The organism is Streptococcus sp. FDAARGOS_520 (genome assembly GCF_003812685.1).
In the GTDB taxonomy this organism is placed as follows: Bacteria; Bacillota; Bacilli; order Lactobacillales; family Streptococcaceae; genus Streptococcus; species Streptococcus agalactiae.
Genome location: NZ_CP033810.1, coordinates 1298678 through 1318513 on the forward strand (window position 1 = coordinate 1298678; position 19836 = coordinate 1318513).

The 19836-nt window shown below is 35.6% G+C and carries 20 protein-coding genes; 19 read left to right on the forward strand and 1 reads right to left on the reverse strand.

What is annotated here, in order from left to right; all coding sequences use genetic code 11:
• Positions 1-2: 2 nt before the first annotated feature.
• The 17 genes from EGX96_RS06950 (at position 3) to EGX96_RS07030 (ending at position 16981) form a co-directional block, all read left to right on the forward strand.
• Complete coding sequence (locus EGX96_RS06950) at positions 3-899, forward strand: ABC transporter ATP-binding protein (RefSeq protein ID WP_001029973.1); 897 nt, start codon at positions 3-5, stop codon at positions 897-899.
• On the forward strand, positions 886-1626 hold the full coding sequence (locus tag EGX96_RS06955; protein WP_001217938.1) for an ABC transporter permease: 741 nt from the start codon (positions 886-888) through the stop codon (positions 1624-1626). The genes EGX96_RS06950 and EGX96_RS06955 overlap by 14 nt, the downstream gene beginning before the upstream one ends.
• Positions 1623-2708: a sensor histidine kinase gene (locus EGX96_RS06960; RefSeq protein ID WP_000791349.1), complete on the forward strand. Its 1086-nt coding sequence runs from the start codon at positions 1623-1625 to the stop codon at positions 2706-2708. Before EGX96_RS06955 ends, EGX96_RS06960 begins: the two co-directional genes overlap by 4 nt.
• Before the next feature lies 1 nt (position 2709).
• Positions 2710-3300, forward strand: a complete 591-nt coding sequence (locus EGX96_RS06965) for a response regulator transcription factor (protein WP_000772052.1) — start codon at positions 2710-2712, stop codon at positions 3298-3300.
• A gap of 49 nt (positions 3301-3349) precedes the next feature.
• The gene (locus EGX96_RS06970) at positions 3350-4054 is read left to right on the forward strand and encodes a TMEM175 family protein (RefSeq protein ID WP_001168922.1); all 705 of its coding nucleotides are present in this window, start codon (positions 3350-3352) and stop codon (positions 4052-4054) included.
• Positions 4055-4220: 166 nt separating this feature from the next.
• Positions 4221-4850: a guanylate kinase gene (gmk, locus tag EGX96_RS06975; RefSeq protein ID WP_000003861.1), complete on the forward strand. Its 630-nt coding sequence runs from the start codon at positions 4221-4223 to the stop codon at positions 4848-4850.
• Between the two features lie 22 nt (positions 4851-4872).
• On the forward strand, positions 4873-5187 hold the full coding sequence (gene rpoZ / locus EGX96_RS06980) for a DNA-directed RNA polymerase subunit omega (protein WP_000979239.1): 315 nt from the start codon (positions 4873-4875) through the stop codon (positions 5185-5187).
• Between the two features lie 73 nt (positions 5188-5260).
• Entirely contained in the window at positions 5261-7651 is a 2391-nt protein-coding gene (locus EGX96_RS06985) for a primosomal protein N' (RefSeq protein ID WP_000101528.1), read from the forward strand.
• A 46-nt stretch (positions 7652-7697) separates the two neighbouring features.
• A complete protein-coding gene (fmt, locus tag EGX96_RS06990; protein ID WP_000163893.1) occupies positions 7698-8633 on the forward strand; it encodes a methionyl-tRNA formyltransferase in 936 nt (311 codons plus the stop codon).
• Positions 8623-9945: a 16S rRNA (cytosine(967)-C(5))-methyltransferase RsmB gene (rsmB, locus tag EGX96_RS06995; protein ID WP_001262599.1), complete on the forward strand. Its 1323-nt coding sequence runs from the start codon at positions 8623-8625 to the stop codon at positions 9943-9945. Before fmt ends, rsmB begins: the two co-directional genes overlap by 11 nt.
• 37 nt (positions 9946-9982) lie before the next feature.
• The gene (locus EGX96_RS07000; RefSeq protein ID WP_000406233.1) at positions 9983-10720 is read left to right on the forward strand and encodes a Stp1/IreP family PP2C-type Ser/Thr phosphatase; all 738 of its coding nucleotides are present in this window, start codon (positions 9983-9985) and stop codon (positions 10718-10720) included.
• Complete coding sequence (pknB, locus tag EGX96_RS07005) at positions 10720-12675, forward strand: Stk1 family PASTA domain-containing Ser/Thr kinase (RefSeq protein WP_000614568.1); 1956 nt, start codon at positions 10720-10722, stop codon at positions 12673-12675. The genes EGX96_RS07000 and pknB overlap by 1 nt, the downstream gene beginning before the upstream one ends.
• 160 nt (positions 12676-12835) lie before the next feature.
• Entirely contained in the window at positions 12836-13531 is a 696-nt protein-coding gene (gene liaF, locus EGX96_RS07010; protein ID WP_000714456.1) for a cell wall-active antibiotics response protein LiaF, read from the forward strand.
• Positions 13528-14547, forward strand: a complete 1020-nt coding sequence (locus EGX96_RS07015) for a sensor histidine kinase (RefSeq protein WP_000716170.1) — start codon at positions 13528-13530, stop codon at positions 14545-14547. The genes liaF and EGX96_RS07015 overlap by 4 nt, the downstream gene beginning before the upstream one ends.
• A complete protein-coding gene (locus EGX96_RS07020; protein WP_000357892.1) occupies positions 14540-15181 on the forward strand; it encodes a response regulator transcription factor in 642 nt (213 codons plus the stop codon). The genes EGX96_RS07015 and EGX96_RS07020 overlap by 8 nt, the downstream gene beginning before the upstream one ends.
• Before the next feature lie 41 nt (positions 15182-15222).
• Positions 15223-16623 (forward strand): bifunctional Cof-type HAD-IIB family hydrolase/peptidylprolyl isomerase, encoded by a 1401-nt coding sequence (locus EGX96_RS07025; RefSeq protein ID WP_000339133.1) that lies wholly within the window; start codon positions 15223-15225, stop codon positions 16621-16623.
• Between the two features lies 1 nt (position 16624).
• The gene (locus EGX96_RS07030) at positions 16625-16981 is read left to right on the forward strand and encodes a S1 RNA-binding domain-containing protein (protein WP_000689608.1); all 357 of its coding nucleotides are present in this window, start codon (positions 16625-16627) and stop codon (positions 16979-16981) included.
• A 46-nt stretch (positions 16982-17027) separates the two neighbouring features.
• Here the strand turns inward: EGX96_RS07030 and EGX96_RS07035 are convergent, their stop codons facing one another.
• Complete coding sequence (locus EGX96_RS07035; RefSeq protein ID WP_000180537.1) at positions 17028-17804, reverse strand: glycyl-radical enzyme activating protein; 777 nt, start codon at positions 17802-17804, stop codon at positions 17028-17030.
• Between the two features lie 120 nt (positions 17805-17924).
• On the opposite strand from EGX96_RS07035, the gene EGX96_RS07040 reads away from it, so the two are divergent.
• Together EGX96_RS07040 and EGX96_RS07045 are read left to right on the forward strand one after the other, a co-directional pair.
• Positions 17925-18680 carry a DeoR/GlpR family DNA-binding transcription regulator gene (locus tag EGX96_RS07040; protein WP_001080746.1) on the forward strand — a complete coding sequence of 252 codons (756 nt, stop codon included), beginning with the start codon at positions 17925-17927 and terminating at the stop codon, positions 18678-18680.
• A 118-nt stretch (positions 18681-18798) separates the two neighbouring features.
• Positions 18799-19782, forward strand: a complete 984-nt coding sequence (locus EGX96_RS07045; RefSeq protein ID WP_000764455.1) for a sugar-binding transcriptional regulator — start codon at positions 18799-18801, stop codon at positions 19780-19782.
• The last annotated feature ends 54 nt before the right edge of the window (positions 19783-19836 follow it).

Here is a 19836-nt window from a genome sequence, read left to right on the forward strand (position 1 = left end):
AAATGGCAAAAGATATAATTAAGGTTGATCATATATTTAAAAGCATCGGGCAAAAAACGATTTTAGAAGATATATCATTTAGTATAGCTTCTAACCAATGTGTAGCATTGATTGGACCTAATGGTGCAGGGAAAACAACTCTGATGTCAACTTTGTTAGGTGATATTAGTATTTCTTCAGGATCATTGACGATTTTTAATCTGCCTGCACACCACAATAGGTTAAAATATAAGGTGGCCATCTTACCACAAGAAAATGTATTGCCCTCAAAGTTTACAGTGAGAGAACTCATTGATTTCCAAAGGTGTTTATTTCCAGAAGTGCTGCCAATGTCTCTGATTTTAGACTATCTACAGTGGAGTGATACGCACTTGCAACAATTTACAGAGACTTTATCTGGAGGGCAAAAACGACTTTTAGCTTTTGTTTTAACTTTGGTTGGTAAGCCCCAATTACTATTTTTAGATGAACCTACTTCCGGAATGGATACTTCCACACGTCAACGATTTTGGGAGCTGATTGCGACACTAAAAAAAGAAGGTGTCACAATTGTCTATTCTAGTCATTATATCGAAGAGGTAGAACATACAGCTGATAGGATTTTAGTACTTCATAAAGGAAAGTTATTACGCGATACAACCCCCTTTGCCATGAAGCAAGAAAAAACCGAAAAGTTATTCACCGTTCCGCTTAGTTATCAAAAATTATTACCTACCTATTTGATTACAGAGTGTGAAGCCAAGAGTGATAGTATAACGTTTGTTACTGGGGAGGCTGAAGCTGTATGGAAAATACTGGCAGATAATGGTTGTCCTATTGAAGCTATTGAGATGACCAATAGAACTTTGTTAAATCGTATTTTTGAGACTACTAAGGAGGTAAAACATGAGAATCTTTAAAGCATTATTGAAAATGGAATTTCTTTTGACAAAACGTCAACTTGCCAATCTCATTATGGCTATAGGTATGCCAGTGGCTTTTTTTCTATTTTTTTCAGGATTTATGGGCGAAGGACTCACTAAAGCCATCGAAGCTATCTACGTTCGTAATTATATGATAACGATGGCAGGATTCTCAAGTCTTAGCTTTGCTTTTTTTACTTTTCCATTTTCTATGAAAGATGATCAACTCTCAAACCGAATGCAATTATTAAGACACTCACCAGTACCAATGTGGCAATATTATCTAGCAAAAATTATTCGTATTTTATTTTACTATTGCCTAGCAATAACTGTTGTTTTCCTAACTGGGCATATTTTAAGGCAAGTTAGTATGCCAATAGAACAATGGATGCAGAGCTTTTTATTGCTATTAGGAGGAGCAACATGTTTTATTCCTTTTGGATTGCTCGTCTCCTACTTTAAAAATACTGAACTAATGTCAATGGTAGCCAATATTTGTTATATGTCATTAGCTGTTCTTGGTGGCATGTGGATGCCAATTACAATGTTCCCAAAATGGTTGCAAGCTTTATCAAAGTTAACCCCTACTTACCATTTGACTCAAGTTATCCTTAGTCCGTTTGCTAATAGTTTTGCTGGTTTTTCTCTTATTATTCTGATAGGCTATGGTATTATAATGTTAGTTATCGCTTATCTACTATCTCAGAAGAGGCATTCAATTTGAAAAATAAAAAAAATAACTATGATTTAATGTATTTTATTCCGTTAGTATTTTTGATTTACCCCATAGGAGGGATTCTCTATTATCACTACCCTTTTTGGACTTTATTTTTTACGCTAGCTTTTGTAGGAGCATATTTATACTCTGTTATTATCAGGGGCGAATCAAAGTATCACATGATTGCCTGGTCTACAATGTTGACATATATTTTCTACATGACAATTTTTATAAATAGTGGTTTCATCTGGTATATTTACTTTCTGAGTAATTTACTCGTCTATCGCTTTAGAGATAAATTGAAGTCTTTTAGATTCATTAGTTTTGCTTGTACTCTAGCCACAGTGGTATTTTTATGCTTCTTTAAGGCATCAGACTTTGGTGATAGAATCATGTTTCTAATTGTTCCTATTTTTTGTATCGGTTACATGTGGATTGCTATTGAAAATAGAAATAGCGAAGAACAAAGAGAAAAAATTGCAGAGCAAAATCAGTATATCAATATTTTGTCAGCTGAAAATGAACGTAACCGTATAGGGCGTGATTTGCATGATAGTTTAGGACATACATTTGCTATGATGACACTAAAGACAGAACTAGCGTTAAAGTTGTTAGAAAAAAGGAACTATGATAAGGTACAAAAAGAACTATCAGAATTAAATCATATTAGTCATCAATCGATGAGTGAGGTCCGTCAAATTGTTTCTAACCTCAAGTATCGTACAGTAGTGGAAGAAATTGATGAGTTGTACCGCTTGTTTCAATTATCTAACATTAAGTTAACAGTTGTTAATAAGTTAGAGACGTCACAACTAAGTCCAGTAACACAATCTACAATCACAATGATATTAAAGGAATTATCCAATAATATTGTTAAGCATGCTGAAGCTGATAGCGTGGAGTTGAGTTTAGTAAGGCAAGGTGCTACTATAAATATTGAGATGATTGATAATGGTTGTGGTTTTACAAACCTTGACGGAGATGAGTTGCATAGTATTCAAGAGAGATTAACTATCGTTGAAGGGACACTAACGATTTTGTCCCGAAGTAAACCAACTCATATTCAGGTGGTATTGAAAGAGGTATAAGATGAAATTACTTGTTGCTGAGGATCAGTCCATGCTACGAGATGCTATGTGCCAATTACTTTTGATGGAAGAAAGTGTTTCTACTATTGATCAAGCTGGAAATGGTGGAGAAGCTATTGCCATTTTATCCAATAAAGCCATAGATGTTGCAATATTGGATGTTGAGATGCCGATATTATCAGGTTTAGATGTCTTAGAGTGGGTTAGAAAATACCAGAATGTTAAGGTCATAATTGTAACAACCTTTAAGCGGTCAGGTTATTTCCAAAGGGCTATTCGTTCAAATGTAGATGCTTATGTTTTGAAAGACCGCTCAGTAGCTGATTTGATGAAAACGATTCAAAAAGTTTTATCTGGGGGTAAAGAATATTCGCCTGAATTAATGGAAAACGTTATATCTAATCCTTTGAGTGAGCAAGAAATAAAAATTCTTTCCCTAATTGCTCAAGGGAAGACCAGCAAAGAAATTACATGCACTTTATTTTTATCGAATGGTACAGTTCGTAATTACACGTCAAATATTTTTGATAAATTAGGAGTTAATAATCGTTTGGAGGCACTTAAAATAGCACGAGAAAAGGATTGGCTGTGATAGTTTTTTTCCAGTCGAGATGCCATAATGTATTAAGAGGGATGTATGTATGCAAAAATTTAAAGAACGTTTTGATACGCTTAGTGATGCAATTTTGGCCATTGCTATGACGATTTTAGTTTTGGAGATAAAAACTCCGGCTACGATGGGTGATATTGGTGACTTTACACGGAACATAGGTTTATTTATTGTTAGCTTTGTTGTTGTTTTTAATTTTTGGTACGAAAGGGCACAAAATAGCCTAGATGCTCAAAAGACTAATGATGAAATTATAGCTCTTGATATCATTGAACACCTAGGTATTTGTTTGATTCCTCTCTTTACTAAATTTATGATTTCTTTTGAGAATCATAATTTTGCTGTTATGGCTTATGGACTCTTAACGTTATTAGTTGGTCTCACATCAGACATTATTCGGATTCGTTTGGCAAGTTATGATTTAGTGACCATTCCTAGTGAATTGAAAGAGCGGGTTATAAAAGTCATGACAACTTTTGCCATTCGTTCAGTTGTGGTTCGCTTTATCATCATTATCCTCGCTTATTTTCTACCTGAGGTAGGGATATTTGCATATTTAGTCATACCGCTCTTTATGTTTTGGCGTCGCTCTAGAGCAGGAAAATACTATGCTAAAAAGGGCATTGAGGCACCATCTTATATCAAGCTTTTTATCCAAATTGGAGAGAGAGCTCCTGAGGATTTTACTAATTCAAGTAGTGGAATAGGTGGGGTAAAAAGACTCTATAAAAAATAATAGGAGACCTTGAAAAAAAGGTTTCTTTTTGTTAAACTAATGAGAAGAAACTTTATTTAGGGAGCAATTTATGAATTGCTATAAAAGTTAATAGTTAAGGTAAGAACCAGATTGTTCTGGTCTTTTTAACACTTAACACCCGATCTATTAATTTGAGGAGTGTGTAATGTCTGAACGTGGTTTGCTAATTGTTTTCTCAGGACCATCTGGTGTTGGTAAGGGGACAGTTAGGCAAGAAATTTTTTCAACCCCTGACCATAAATTTGATTATTCCGTTTCAATGACTACTCGTCCACAACGCCCAGGCGAAGTTGATGGAGTTGATTATTTCTTCCGTACACGTGAAGAGTTTGAAGCGTTGATTAAAGAAGGTCAAATGCTTGAGTATGCGGAGTATGTTGGTAACTACTATGGAACTCCTTTAAGTTATGTCAACGAGACTTTAGACAAAGGGATTGATGTTTTTCTTGAAATAGAAGTTCAGGGAGCGCTTCAAGTTAAATCGAAGGTTCCGGACGGTGTTTTCATTTTCTTAACACCACCAGATTTAGAGGAATTAGAAGAGCGTTTAGTAGGACGTGGGACAGATAGTCCAGAAGTGATTGCCCAACGTATTGAACGTGCCAAAGAAGAAATTGCTTTGATGAGGGAGTATGACTATGCTGTTGTCAATGATCAAGTGTCATTAGCAGCAGAACGTGTTAAACGTGTCATTGAAGCAGAACATTATCGTGTGGATCGTGTTATTGGGCGTTATACCAACATGGTCAAAGAAACTGATAAAAAATTAAGTTAAAAATAGAAAAGAGAATTGCCTTATGATGTTAAAACCTTCTATCGACACTTTGTTGGATAAAGTTCCTTCAAAATATTCTTTAGTTATTTTACAAGCTAAGCGTGCTCATGAATTGGAAGCTGGTGAGAAAGCCACTCAAGATTTTAAATCTGTGAAATCAACACTTCGCGCTTTAGAAGAAATCGAGTCAGGTAATGTTGTAATTCACCCAGATCCATCAGCAAAACGTGCCTCAGTTCGCGCTCGTATCGAAGCTGAACGCCTTGCTAAAGAAGAAGAAGAACGTAAAATCAAAGAGCAAATTGCTAAAGAAAAAGAAGACGGCGAAAAAATTTAAGCAAGTCAAAAGTGAGAGGTTGAAACATTCTGTATCAGCCTCTTTTCATATTTTAGAGAATTAGGGAGGGTTTATGGCAAGAAAATTAGCACAGGTTATTGTTGATATTCCTCTGATGCAGACAGATAAACCATTTTCGTATGCCATTCCTAAAGATTTGGAAGATTTGGTACAAGTAGGAGTACGCGTTCATGTTCCTTTTGGAAGAGGAAATCGTCTTTTGCAAGGCTTTGTTGTCGGTTTCAGAGATGATGATGAATTAGAGACTAAGGATATTGCGGAGGTCCTAGATTTTGAACCTGTTTTAAATCAGGAACAACTAGACTTAGCTGATCAGATGCGCCATACTGTCTTTTCTTATAAAATATCTATTTTGAAATCAATGTTACCAAGTCTTTTGAATTCGCAATATGATAAACTCTTGTTAGCAACAGACACATTACCATCAGAAGATAGAGAAGATCTATTTGGTCATAAAACGGAAATTGTCTTTTCAAGTTTGTCTTCTCAAGATGCCAAAAAAGCAGGCAGATTAATTCAAAAAGGTTTCATAGAAGTTCAATATTTAGCCAAAGATAAGAAAACAATAAAAACAGAAAAGATTTACAAAATCAACAGAACTCTGTTAGAAAAGAGCCAAATAGCAGCAAGAGCGAAAAAGAGACTGGAGTTGAAAGAATTCCTGTTAGAAAATCCTCAACCAGGGCGCCTCACAGCTTTAAACAAACAATTTTCATCTCCTGTGGTTAATTTTTTCAGAGAAGAAGGAATCATTGAAGTCATTGAAAAAGAAGCTAGTAGATCTGATAATTATTTTAAAGGAATCCTAAAAACGGATTTTTTGGATTTAAATCAGGAACAAGCTAAAGTAGTTAAAATAGTTGTTGACCAAATTGGTAAGGAACAGAATAAACCCTTCTTGTTGGAGGGGATTACAGGGTCTGGTAAGACAGAGGTATATCTTCATATCATTGATAACGTTTTAAAGTTGGGAAAAACAGCGATTGTTCTCGTTCCAGAAATTTCTTTAACTCCCCAGATGACGAATCGTTTTATTTCTCGTTTTGGAAAGCAAGTTGCTATTATGCACTCGGGCTTGTCAGAAGGTGAAAAATTTGATGAGTGGCGAAAGATAAAATCAGGTCAAGCTAAAGTTGTCGTTGGAGCTCGTTCAGCAATTTTTGCTCCTTTGGAAAATATCGGAGCCATCATTATAGATGAGGAACATGAATCAACTTATAAGCAAGAATCTAACCCAAGGTATCATGCGCGCGATGTGGCCTTGCTACGTGCAGAATATTATAAAGCTGTGTTACTAATGGGATCAGCAACTCCAAGTATCGAAAGCCGAGCTAGAGCTAGTCGGGATGTTTATAAATTTTTAGAATTAAAACATCGTGCTAATCCTAAAGCACGTATTCCTCAGGTTGAAATTATTGATTTTAGAAATTTTATTGGTCAACAAGAAGTTAGTAATTTCACATCATATTTACTAGATAAAATCCGAGATAGATTAGATAAGAAAGAGCAAGTGGTTCTTATGCTCAATCGTAGAGGTTATTCTAGTTTTATTATGTGTCGAGACTGCGGCTACGTTGATCAATGTCCTAATTGTGACATTTCTCTGACTTTACATATGGCTACAAAGACCATGAATTGTCATTATTGTGGGTTTGAAAAGCCTATTCCAAGAACATGTCCAAATTGCAATAGTAAAAGTATCTCTTACTATGGTACTGGAACCCAAAAAGCTTATGAAGAACTTTTGAAAGTTATCCCAGACGCAAAGATTTTACGGATGGATGTTGATACGACAAGGCAAAAAGGCGGTCATGAGTCTATTTTGAAGCGTTTCGGAAATCATGAAGCTGATATTTTATTGGGAACACAGATGATTGCTAAGGGATTGGATTTTCCAAATGTTACTTTAGTTGGAGTACTAAATGCAGATACTTCTCTGAATTTACCTGATTTTCGATCATCAGAGCGAACTTTTCAGCTATTAACTCAAGTGGCTGGACGTGCTGGGCGTGCTGAAAAAGAAGGAGAGGTTGTCATTCAAACTTATAATCCTAATCATTATGCTATTCAATTAGCCCAAAAGCAAGATTTTGAAGCTTTTTATCAATATGAAATGAATATCCGTCGACAACTTGGTTATCCTCCTTATTATTTTACAGTTGGTTTAACATTATCGCATAAAGATGAAGAGTGGTTAATACGAAAATCTTATGAAGTATTAAGTTTATTGAAGCAAGGCTTTAGTGATAAAGTAAAGTTGTTAGGTCCAACGCCAAAACCAATTGCAAGAACACATAACCTTTATCACTACCAAATTATTATCAAGTATCGATTTGAGGACAACCTTGAACTTGTTTTGAATCGCTTATTAGACATGACTCAAGACAAGGAGAATAGAGATCTTCGCTTAGCAATAGACCACGAACCGCAAAATATGATGTAGAATAGTGCTATGATATAATTGAGAAAAGAAAGACGAGGAAAAAGCAATGACAAAATTATTATTCATGGGGACCCCTGATTTTTCAGCGACGGTTTTAAAAGGTATTTTAGCAGATGGTAAGTATGATGTTTTAGCTGTTGTGACGCAACCAGATCGTGCTGTAGGTCGTAAAAAAGAAATTAAAATGACCCCTGTAAAAGAAGTGGCCTTGGAAAACAACATTCCTGTGTATCAGCCGGAAAAACTATCTGGAAGTCCAGAATTAGAACAACTAATGACCCTAGGTGCAGATGGTATTGTAACAGCTGCTTTTGGTCAATTCTTACCAACAAAGCTTTTGGAATCGGTAGGTTTTGCAATTAATGTACATGCTTCTCTATTGCCAAAATATCGTGGTGGGGCACCAATTCATTATGCCATTATTAATGGCGAAAAAGAAGCTGGGGTTACCATCATGGAAATGGTTGCAAAGATGGATGCAGGGGATATGGTATCAAAAGCTTCCGTTGAGATAACTGATGAAGACAATGTAGGGACAATGTTTGATAGACTCGCCGTTGTTGGTCGTGACCTTTTATTAGATACGCTTCCAGGTTATCTATCAGGTGATATTAAGCCGATACCACAAAATGAAGAAGAGGTAAGTTTTTCTCCTAATATTAGTCCAGATGAAGAGAGAATTGATTGGAATAAATCATCGCGCGACATTTTTAACCATGTTCGAGGGATGTATCCATGGCCAGTTGCACATACCCTTTTGGAGGGAAATCGTTTTAAACTTTATGAAGTAACAATGTCAGAAGGAAAGGGCTCACCGGGTCAAGTGATCGCTAAGACAAAGAACTCATTGACAGTAGCAACTGGTGACGGAGCTATTGAACTCAAATCAGTTCAACCAGCAGGGAAACCTCGTATGGATATAAAAGACTTTTTAAATGGTGTTGGTCGTAATTTAGAAATAGGAGATAAATTTGGCGAATGATTGGAAAAAGAGTGCGCGTGGTTTAGCTTTAATGACTTTAGAGGAAGTTTTTGATAAAGGAGCTTATTCTAATATCGCACTTAATAAGAGTTTAAAAAAATCTAGACTATCAGATAAAGATCGTGCCTTAGTAACAGAAATTGTCTATGGAACTGTGGCTAGAAAAATAACGCTAGAATGGTATCTATCACACTTTATAGTTGATCGTGATAAGCTTGAATTATGGGTATATCATCTCTTGCTACTGAGCCTTTATCAACTACTCTATCTGGACAACATCCCAGATCACGCTATTGTTAATGATGCTGTCACTATTGCTAAGAATCGAGGCAATAAAAAGGGTGCTGAAAAGTTAATTAATGCCGTTTTACGAAGAGTAAGTTCGGAGACGCTCCCTGAAATTGCATCAATAAAACGCCAAAACAAACGTTACTCTGTTGCTTATTCCATGCCAGTGTGGCTCGTAAAAAAATTAATTGACCAATATGGTGAGACAAGAGCTTTAGCTATTATGGAGAGTTTATTTGAGCGAAATAAAGCCAGTCTTCGTGTGACTGACTTATCGCAAAAACAAACTATCAAAGAAACTTTAAATGTTAGAGATTCACATATTGCAGAGACAGCTTTAGTTGCAGACTCAGGAAATTTTGCATCGACATCATTTTTCCAAGATGGCCTCATTACTATCCAAGATGAATCTAGTCAATTAGTTGCTCCAACACTCAAAGTCTCAGGTAATGACCAAGTATTGGATGCATGTAGTGCACCAGGAGGAAAAACAAGTCATATCGCCTCATATTTGACTACAGGGGCAGTAACTGCTTTAGATTTGTATGATCATAAATTGGAATTGGTTATGGAAAATGCAAAACGCCTAGGTCTGTCAGATAAGATAAAAACTAAAAAGTTAGATGCAAGTAAAGCTCATGAGTATTTTCTTGAGGATACTTTTGACAAAATTTTAGTAGACGCACCTTGTTCAGGTATCGGGCTAATTCGCCGTAAACCAGATATTAAGTACAATAAAGCTAATCAAGACTTTGAAGCACTCCAAGAGATTCAATTGTCTATCCTATCTAGCGTTTGTCAAACGCTACGTAAAGGTGGTATAATAACCTATAGCACTTGTACCATTTTTGAGGAAGAAAATTTTCAAGTTATTGAAAAATTCTTAGAAAACCACCCCAATTTTGAGCAAGTAGAACTGAGTCATACACAAGAGGATATTGTAAAGAGAGGCTGTATTAGTATAAGCCCTGAACAATATCATACAGATGGCTTTTTTATTGGACAAGTCAAACGTATCTTGTAGTGTCTAGGAGGAAACTGACATCGTCAGAAAAAAATATATGGAAATATCTCTTTTAACAGATATTGGGCAACGTCGTTCCAATAATCAAGATTTTATTAATCAATTTGAAAATAAAGCCGGCGTCCCACTAATCATCTTAGCAGATGGTATGGGAGGACATCGTGCAGGAAATATTGCTAGCGAGATGACTGTAACTGATCTAGGAAGTGATTGGGCGGAGACAGATTTTTCTGAGTTATCAGAAATTCGTGATTGGATGCTTGTCTCTATTGAAACAGAGAATCGCAAAATATATGAATTAGGTCAGTCAGATGATTACAAAGGTATGGGAACTACCATTGAAGCAGTTGCCATTGTAGGAGATAATATTATTTTCGCACATGTAGGAGATTCACGTATCGGTATCGTTCGTCAAGGAGAGTATCATTTATTGACGAGTGATCATTCTCTTGTTAATGAATTGGTAAAAGCTGGCCAATTAACAGAAGAAGAAGCTGCTAGTCATCCTCAAAAAAATATTATTACGCAATCAATTGGTCAAGCCAATCCAGTCGAACCTGATTTAGGAGTTCATCTACTTGAAGAAGGTGACTACCTTGTAGTTAATAGTGATGGACTAACTAATATGTTGAGTAATGCCGATATTGCTACAGTACTAACACAAGAAAAAACCTTAGATGATAAGAATCAAGATTTAATCACTCTAGCAAACCATAGAGGAGGTCTTGATAATATCACTGTGGCACTAGTTTACGTTGAAAGTGAGGCGGTTTAATGATTCAGATTGGCAAATTATTTGCTGGTCGTTATCGGATCCTTAAATCAATCGGACGAGGTGGAATGGCGGATGTTTATCTAGCTCGAGATCTAATTTTAGATAATGAAGAGGTCGCAATAAAAGTATTGCGAACCAATTATCAAACAGATCAGATTGCGGTTGCTCGCTTCCAGAGAGAAGCACGAGCAATGGCTGAGCTGACACATCCTAATATTGTCGCTATTCGTGATATAGGTGAAGAAGACGGACAGCAGTTCTTAGTAATGGAATATGTTGATGGATTCGATTTAAAAAAGTATATTCAAGACAATGCACCCCTATCAAATAATGAAGTTGTTCGAATCATGAATGAAGTCCTTTCAGCCATGTCACTGGCACATCAGAAAGGTATCGTACACCGTGATTTAAAACCTCAAAATATTTTATTAACTAAAAAAGGGACTGTAAAAGTTACAGATTTCGGTATTGCGGTAGCGTTTGCTGAAACTAGTTTAACGCAAACGAATTCTATGTTAGGTAGTGTTCATTATTTATCGCCAGAGCAGGCGCGTGGTTCAAAAGCGACTGTTCAGAGTGATATTTATGCCATGGGAATCATGCTTTTTGAAATGTTAACTGGCCATATTCCTTATGATGGGGATAGTGCAGTTACTATTGCCCTACAGCACTTCCAAAAACCACTACCATCAATCCTTGCAGAAAATAAAAGCGTTCCACAAGCTTTGGAAAACATTGTCATTAAAGCAACAGCTAAAAAGCTAACAGATCGCTATAAGACAACTTATGAGATGGGACGTGATTTATCAACTGCTCTAAGCTCGACACGTCACCGTGAACCAAAACTTGTTTTTAATGATACTGAGAGTACTAAGACACTACCCAAAGTAACATCTACAGTATCATCTCTAACGACAGAACAACTGTTGCGTAATCAAAAACAGGCCAAAACAACAGAAAAAATAACTCCTGATTCTGCGAGTAACGATAAAACGAAGTCTAAAAAGAAGGCTTCTCATCGACTTCTTGGTACAATCATGAAATTATTCTTTGCACTCTGTGTTGTAGGAATAATTGTATTTGCTTATAAAATTTTAGTAAGTCCTACGACTATTCGTGTTCCAGATGTTAGCAACAAAACAGTAGCTCAAGCAAAAATGACATTGGAAAATTCTGGATTGAAAGTAGGAGCTATTCGTAATATTGAGAGTGATAGTGTTTCAGAAGGACTTGTCGTAAAAACAGACCCTGCTGCAGGACGTTCTCGCAGAGAAGGGGCTAAAGTTAATCTTTATATTGCCACTCCAAACAAGAGTTTCACTCTAGGTAATTATAAGGAACATAATTACAAAGATATCCTCAAAGATCTTCAAGGCAAAGGTGTTAAAAAATCTTTAATCAAGGTTAAGCGTAAAATTAATAATGATTATACTACTGGTACAATCTTAGCACAGTCGCTTCCAGAAGGAACATCTTTTAATCCTGATGGTAATAAGAAATTAACACTTACGGTTGCTGTTAATGATCCAATGATTATGCCTGATGTAACAGGTATGACTGTTGGAGAAGTAATAGAAACCTTGACAGACCTCGGATTAGATGCAGATAATCTTGTCTTCTATCAAATGCAAAATGGCGTTTATCAAACAGTAGTAACACCTCCATCTTCAAGTAAGATAGCAAGTCAGGATCCTTATTACGGAGGAGAAGTTGGATTAAGGAGAGGAGATAAAGTTAAGCTGTATCTTCTTGGTTCTAAAACAACGAATAACTCATCATCTACGCCAATAGATTCTTCGGCTTCAAGCTCAACAGGAACAACTACCTCGGATTCTGTAAGCTCATCAACGGATGCTAGCACTTCTGATAGTAGTAGCACTTCTACAAGTAGTTCAACACTACCAAGTGATAGTACAACTAATACAGGAACAGCTAACAATCCATTAACTCAATAAAATTAAAAAGAAGATGTTAAAGTCTTCTTTTTAATTTGCTATGGCAGAGACCATGCCTAGAAAGGTTCTCTGCCAATATGCCAAATTTTTCTCTCAATAATGGTGCAAAGTATAGGGCTTTTTGATAAAATACGTCATATAGAGTAATGGAAGGATTATTATGAAAAAATTTCAGTTTTTTCTACTTGTTGAAGCCGTTGTCTTAGTTATGGGATTAATGAAAATTTTATCTGATGACTGGACAAGTTTTATTTTTATTCTCGCTTTGATTCTTTTAGCCTTAAGATTTTATAACAACGATAGTCGTCATAATTTTCTGTTAACGACAAGTTTGTTATTACTATTTTTAATCTTTATGCTTAACCCTTACATTATTGCAGCCGTTGTTTTTGCAGTTTTGTATGTTCTAATCAATCATTTCTCGCAAGTTAAGAAAAAAAATCGTTATGCTTTGATTCAATTTAAGAATCATCAATTAGATGTTAAGACAACACGAAACCAATGGTTAGGTACTGATCAACACGAAAGTGACTTTTATGCTTTTGAAGATATTAATATTATAAGAATCTCTGGGACTGATACAATTGATTTAACAAATGTTATTGTATCTGGGCAGGATAATGTTATTATAATTCAAAAAGTTTTTGGTGATACTAAAGTATTGGTTCCTTTAGACGTTGCCGTAAAGGCTGATATTAGTTCTGTTTACGGTAGTGTACAGTACTTTGATTTTGAGGAGTATGATCTAAGAAATGAATCTATAAAATTGTCACAAGAGGAAGAATATTACCTTTTGAAACGTGTCAAATTAGTTGTAAACACTATCGCTGGGAAAGTTGAGGTTAGTCGTAAATGAAAAAGCACCACTACTTTTTAGCTTTCTTCTATGGAAGTGTCATTATATTTGCCATTTGTTTTGTCATTATTGATAGTTTGGGTGTTAATTTGGTGCACCTCTATCAAACGTCTCGTTTGTGGCTGATTGAACAATTGATTTTCTCTATTTTCTTTCTATCTTTAGCGGTAACTATCCTTTTATTGCTAACTTGGTTTTTATTAGATGATAATAGTAAACGTCAAATTAACCATAATTTACGTCGCATTTTAAATAACCAATCAATAAATGTTACCGATGATGGTACTGAAATATCGACCAATATTCAACGGCTCTCTAAAAAAATGAATTTAATGACAGCAAGTCTACAATCTAAGGAAAATAGTCGTATTTTAAAAAGCCAAGAAATTGTGAAACAAGAACGTAAGCGTATTGCACGTGATTTACACGACACAGTTAGTCAGGATTTGTTCGCTGCTTCCATGGTTTTGTCAGGGATAGCACAGAATGTTTCTCAGCTAGACGTTGATCAGGTTGGCTCGCAATTATTAGCAGTAGAAGAAATGCTTCAGCATGCACAAAATGATTTGAGAATTCTGCTACTTCATTTGAGGCCAGTTGAATTAGAAAATAAGACCCTATCTGAAGGATTCAGAATGATATTGAAAGAATTGACCGATAAGAGCGACATTGAAGTTGTTTATCATGAATCAATTCTAACCTTACCCAAAAAGATTGAAGACAATATTTTTAGAATTGGTCAAGAATTTATCAGTAATACTTTAAAGCATTCACAAGCCAGTCGTCTCGAAGTTTACCTTAATCAAACAGAGAATGAATTGCAGTTAAAAATGATTGATAATGGTATTGGATTTGATATGGATTCTGTCTATGATTTAAGTTATGGGTTAAAAAATATTGAAGATCGAGTAGAAGATTTAGCAGGAAATTTACAGCTTCTCAGTCAGCCTGGTAAAGGAGTTGCTATGGATATAAGATTACCTTTAGTAAATCAGAGTGAGGATAAAAATGGATAAAATAAAAATTGTACTTGTTGATGACCATGAGATGGTTCGTCTCGGTTTAAAAAGTTTTTTAAACTTACAAGCTGATGTTGAAGTAATAGGTGAGGCCTCAAATGGTTTAGAAGGCATAAAAAAAGCACTGGAGTTACGTCCAGACGTTGTTGTTATGGACTTAGTAATGCCTGAAATGGACGGTGTAGAAGCAACCTTAGCATTATTGAAGGATTGGCCAGAAGCTGCCATTTTAGTCTTAACATCTTACTTGGATAATGAAAAAATTTACCCTGTTATTGAAGCAGGTGCCAAAGGCTATATGTTAAAGACCTCAAGCGCAGCAGAGATTCTTAATGCCATTCGTAAAGTTTCAAGGGGAGAACAAGCTATTGAAAATGAAGTAGATAAGAAAATTAAGGCTCATGATAAATGTCCAGCTTTACATGAGGGCTTAACAGCAAGGGAACGTGATATCCTTAATTTATTAGCCAAAGGTTATGACAATCAAAGGATTGCTGATGAATTATTTATCTCGTTAAAGACTGTTAAAACTCATGTTTCTAATATTTTGGGAAAACTAAATGTAGCAGATCGAACTCAAGCAGTTGTCTATGCTTTCCAACACCATTTGGTACCACAAGATGATGAATAAGTGATATAATAGAGGCACTATGTTAATGAAAGTGGTTAGTCATGGACGCAAAAACTAAATATAAAGCAAAAAAAATAAAGGCAGTGTTTTTTGATATTGATGACACGCTTCGTGTTAAAGATACAGGTTATATGCCACCATCAATCTTAAAAGTTTTTAAAGCTTTGAAAGATAAAGGAATCGTTGTAGGTATTGCTTCAGGAAGAGCACGATATGGCGTTCCAAAAGAAGTTCAAGATTTAAATGCCGATTATTGTGTAAAATTAAATGGAGCTTACGTTAAGGACAAGGATAAGAATATTATCTTCCATCGTCCTATTCCAGCTGAATATGTAGAGCAATATAAGAAATGGGCGGACACTGTTGGTATTAAGTACGGTTTAGCTGGTCGTCATGAGGCAGTTTTATCAGATCGTGATGATTTGGTAAATGATGCGATTGATATTGTGTATTCTGATCTCGAAGTTAATCCAGATTTCAATAAAGAACATGATATTTATCAGATGTGGACATTTGAAGATAAAGGAGATAGCCTTCATCTACCTGAACCGTTAGCTGAACATCTTCGCTTGATACGTTGGCATGATCATTCTTCAGATGTTGTGTTAAAAGGAACATCGAAGGCTTTAGGTGTTTCTAAAGTTGTTGAACATTTGGGCTTAAAGCCAGAGAATATCTTGGTTTTCGGAGATGAGCTCAATGATTTAGAACTCTTTGATTATGCTGGACTAGCTGTGGCGATGGGAGTGTCACACCCAGAAGCTCAAAAAAAAGCAGATTTTATCACAAAAAAAGTAGAAGAAGATGGCATTTTGTATGCTCTGGAGGAACTAGGTTTGATAGAAAAAGAATTAACATTTCCACAAGTAGATATTGAAAATACAGAAGGTCCTGTGGCTGTCATTAAAACAAATCACGGGGATATGACTGTAAAACTCTTCCCGGATCATGCTCCTAAAACGGTAGCAAACTTTATTGGTTTAGCTAAACAAGGTTATTATGATGGTATTATCTTCCATCGTATTATTCCAGATTTTATGATTCAGGGTGGTGATCCAACTGGTACAGGTATGGGTGGTGAATCTATCTATGGGGAAAGTTTTGAAGACGAATTTTCCGAGGAATTATATAATGTTCGCGGAGCTCTTTCAATGGCTAATGCTGGACCAAATACGAATGGCAGCCAATTTTTCATCGTCCAAAATACAAAAATTCCTTATGCGAAAAAGGAATTAGAGCGAGGTGGTTGGCCAACACCAATTGCTGAGTTGTATGCTGGACAAGGTGGTACACCGCATCTAGATCGTCGCCACAGTGTATTTGGACAATTAGTAGACCAAAGTTCTTTTGAGGTACTTGATGAGATTGCGGCAGTAGAGACTGGTTCTCAAGACAAACCATTGGAAGATGTTGTTATTTTAACGATTGAGGTTAAAGAATAAAATGAAGATTGGCGATAAGTTAAAGGGAACAGTCACTGGCATTAGGCCTTATGGAGCCTTTGTTTCTCTTGAGGATGGTAGGACTGGACTTATCCATATTTCTGAAATTAAAACAGGTTACATTGATAATATTTATGATGTTCTTAGTGTAGGTGATGAAGTCTATGTTCAGGTTATAGATGTAGATGAATTTACACAAAAAGCAAGTTTATCGCTTCGGACCCTTGAAGAAGAGAGACATCATATTCAGCATCGTCATCGATTTTCTAACAATCGTCTTAAGATAGGTTTCAAACCACTTGAGGAAAATTTACCTAGTTGGGTTGAGGAAGGTCTAGCCTACTTGAATAATAAATAAACAAAAAACCTAGATTTGATTAATGACAAGTCTAGGTTTTAAATATTTAAAAGTAGCAGTGAATATTATACTTGCTAAAAATAGCTTGATAATCGAGTAGATCCTCTGGGTGTAGTGCAGCGATCTCTTCCATTTCATATTGACGATTAAGTAATTGATATTTGTTTTGCCCAAATTGGTGGAAAGGTAAGAGTTGCACTTGACGGATATCTAGGCGATCAAATAAACAAGCAAATTCTTCAGCATCTTCTAATGAATCGTTAAAATTAGGTATGACAGGAATACGTAGCACAATCGTTTTACCGTTGGCAAAAGCATAATGAATGTTTTTGATGATTGAAGCATTCTTAACCATCGTCTTTTCTTGGTGTTTGAGGCTATTGTAATGTTTTAAATCGGTGTAAATAAAATCAACGTATTGGATAAGATCTATGAATTGTTCATGTCTAGTATAAGCAGTTGTTTCAATAGCCGTGTGGATTCCCAGTGATTTAGCACGTTTTAAAATTGCCTTGGCAAATTCAAATTGTGCAAATATTTCACCGCCAGATAGCGTTATGCCCCCACCAGATTCTTCGTAAAAATCAATATCTTTTAAAACTTCTTCAATAATATCATCAACCGATTTTTCTTCGCCCACGATGACGCTTTCATTAGTAATGGCATCTCTCATTGTTTCTGGAACCATTTTTTGCGACTCGGGATTAGCACACCAAGGACATCTAAGAGGACAACCCTTTAAGAAAACGGTTGTTCGAATACCTGGACCATCGTGAATACTAAAATGTTGAATGTTGAATACAATACCTTTTTCATTTGTCATATTATTTTCCTCAATTTCATTTTAAGTATACCTTTTATACGTAACAAAGTCAATTACGAATGAAAGTTTATTGAACTTGTTTAATAAATAAAAAATGATAAAATAGAAAGGAGGTGTTTCATGAATAGATTAGAAAATATTATTAGTTTAGTATCCCAGTACCAAAAAATAGATGTTAATACACTCTCGGAGTTGTTGCAAGTTTCTAAAGTAACGATACGTAAAGATTTAGATAAACTAGAAGGCAAAGGGCTTTTGCATAGAGAGCACGGTTATGCAGTTTTAAACAGTGGGGATGACCTTAATGTTAGGTTATCTTTTAACCATAAAACTAAAAAAGAAATTGCTGCCTTAGCTGCAAATATGGTGTCTGACAATGACACTATCTTAATAGAATCAGGCTCTACTTGTGCTCTTTTAGCAGAAAATATCTGTCAGACAAAGCGAAATGTCACTATTTTGACCAACTCTTGCTTTATTGCTAACTATTTACGAGAGTATGATTCATGCCAAATTGTCTTACTTGGTGGTGAGTATCAATCAAGTTCACAGGTTACGGTAGGTCCTCTCTTGAAAAAGATGATTTCACTTTTTCATGTCTCGTTAGCTTTTGTTGGGACTGATGGTTTTGATCCAAAACTAGGATTTATGGGTAGAGATTTAATGCGTTCTGAAGTTGCACAAGAGATGGCGAATGCTGCCGATGAAGTCATTATTTTAACAGATTCTAGTAAGTTTAATCAGACTGCATTGGTGGAACAGCTTCCGTTGTCAACTGTATCACAAGTTATTACAGATAAACATCCAAATTCGGAAATTGCTAATTTGTTCCAAGAAGCAGAGATTACCATTCAATCTTTATTACAAGTACCATAAAAGAGGCTATTTTTCTTACATTTTGCACATTTGTGGCGATAATAGATAAAGTGTCATGTCAAATTGCACAGATGTAACCTTTTTGTTAAACTGAAGCAAATGCTGAAAGGTTATGAGTATGAAATTAGAGCGTCAAAAATTGTTAGCTAAAGTAGCTTACCTTTACTATATGGAAGGGAAAAGCCAATCTGAGATTGCCAATGAATTAGGAATTTATCGTACAACAATAAGTCGTATGTTAGCCAAAGCGAGAGAAGAAGGTCTTGTTAGAATCGAAATTTCAGATTTTAATCCAGAAATTTTTCAGTTAGAATCCTATTTTAAAAGTAAATATCACCTTAAAGATATTGAGATTGTTTCTTCGCGAAAAGATAGCGATACTTCAGAGATAGAGAAGGATTTAGCACATGTAGCTGCAGCTATGATTCGAAAAAAAATTAAAGAGAATGACAAGGTGGGGATTGCTTGGGGGAGGACACTTAGTAAAGTAGTTGAAGCAATGCGTCCTCATCCGGTTTCTCAAGTTTCTTTTGTTCCTTTGGCCGGAGGTCCAAGTCATATTAATGCACGCTATCACGTTAATACTCTGGTTTACGAAATGTCAAGGCGTTTCCAAGGAAGTTGTACTTTCATTAATGCAACTCTAGTTCAAGAAAACGCTAATTTAGCGAAAGGAATATTAACTTCAAAATATTTTGAGGGGCTAATGGATAATTGGGAAAAACTTGATGTGGCAATTGTGGGCGTTGGTGGTAAACCTAAAAGCAATGAACAACAGTGGCTTGACCTTTTAAATCAAGATGATTTTCAATGCTTGGATGAAGAAGCAGCTGTAGGTGAAATTACTTGTCGTTTTTTTAATCATTCAGGTGATCCTGTGAATCAACATTTAGCTAAAAGGACAATAGGAATTACCTTAGAACAACTACAGAAAGTTCCTAATAGAATAGCGGTTGCTCATGGCAATTATAAGGCTGCGGCACTCTTAGCCGTTTTAAAAAAGGGGTATATTAATCATTTAGTTACTGATTTTTCCACAGCCTTAAATATTTTAAGATTAGATAAAGACACCTTTGTGGATACTATATATCAAAAGAGCTAGGAATAAATCCTAGCTCTTTTGATAATGTTTCTATTACCAAGTGAATTGTTATAG

Bases quoted from the DNA above. Each gene is read 5' to 3' on its own strand.
- EGX96_RS06970 (WP_001168922.1), top strand. From the start codon at position 3,350: ATGCAAAAATTTAAAGAACGTTTTGATACGCTTAGTGATGCAATTTTG.
- EGX96_RS06955 (WP_001217938.1), top strand. From the start codon at position 886: ATGAGAATCTTTAAAGCATTATTGAAAATGGAATTTCTTTTGACAAAA.
- pknB (WP_000614568.1), top strand. From the start codon at position 10,720: ATGATTCAGATTGGCAAATTATTTGCTGGTCGTTATCGGATCCTTAAA.
- EGX96_RS07000 (WP_000406233.1), top strand. From the start codon at position 9,983: ATGGAAATATCTCTTTTAACAGATATTGGGCAACGTCGTTCCAATAAT.
- EGX96_RS07025 (WP_000339133.1), top strand. From the start codon at position 15,223: ATGGACGCAAAAACTAAATATAAAGCAAAAAAAATAAAGGCAGTGTTT.
- EGX96_RS07040 (WP_001080746.1), top strand. From the start codon at position 17,925: ATGAATAGATTAGAAAATATTATTAGTTTAGTATCCCAGTACCAAAAA.
- fmt (WP_000163893.1), top strand. From the start codon at position 7,698: ATGACAAAATTATTATTCATGGGGACCCCTGATTTTTCAGCGACGGTT.
- liaF (WP_000714456.1), top strand. From the start codon at position 12,836: ATGAAAAAATTTCAGTTTTTTCTACTTGTTGAAGCCGTTGTCTTAGTT.
- EGX96_RS07015 (WP_000716170.1), top strand. From the start codon at position 13,528: ATGAAAAAGCACCACTACTTTTTAGCTTTCTTCTATGGAAGTGTCATT.
- EGX96_RS06985 (WP_000101528.1), top strand. From the start codon at position 5,261: ATGGCAAGAAAATTAGCACAGGTTATTGTTGATATTCCTCTGATGCAG.
- EGX96_RS07030 (WP_000689608.1), top strand. From the start codon at position 16,625: ATGAAGATTGGCGATAAGTTAAAGGGAACAGTCACTGGCATTAGGCCT.
- rpoZ (WP_000979239.1), top strand. From the start codon at position 4,873: ATGATGTTAAAACCTTCTATCGACACTTTGTTGGATAAAGTTCCTTCA.
- EGX96_RS07035 (WP_000180537.1), bottom strand. From the start codon at position 17,804: ATGACAAATGAAAAAGGTATTGTATTCAACATTCAACATTTTAGTATT.
- EGX96_RS07045 (WP_000764455.1), top strand. From the start codon at position 18,799: ATGAAATTAGAGCGTCAAAAATTGTTAGCTAAAGTAGCTTACCTTTAC.
- EGX96_RS06965 (WP_000772052.1), top strand. From the start codon at position 2,710: ATGAAATTACTTGTTGCTGAGGATCAGTCCATGCTACGAGATGCTATG.
- EGX96_RS07020 (WP_000357892.1), top strand. From the start codon at position 14,540: ATGGATAAAATAAAAATTGTACTTGTTGATGACCATGAGATGGTTCGT.
- EGX96_RS06950 (WP_001029973.1), top strand. From the start codon at position 3: ATGGCAAAAGATATAATTAAGGTTGATCATATATTTAAAAGCATCGGG.
- gmk (WP_000003861.1), top strand. From the start codon at position 4,221: ATGTCTGAACGTGGTTTGCTAATTGTTTTCTCAGGACCATCTGGTGTT.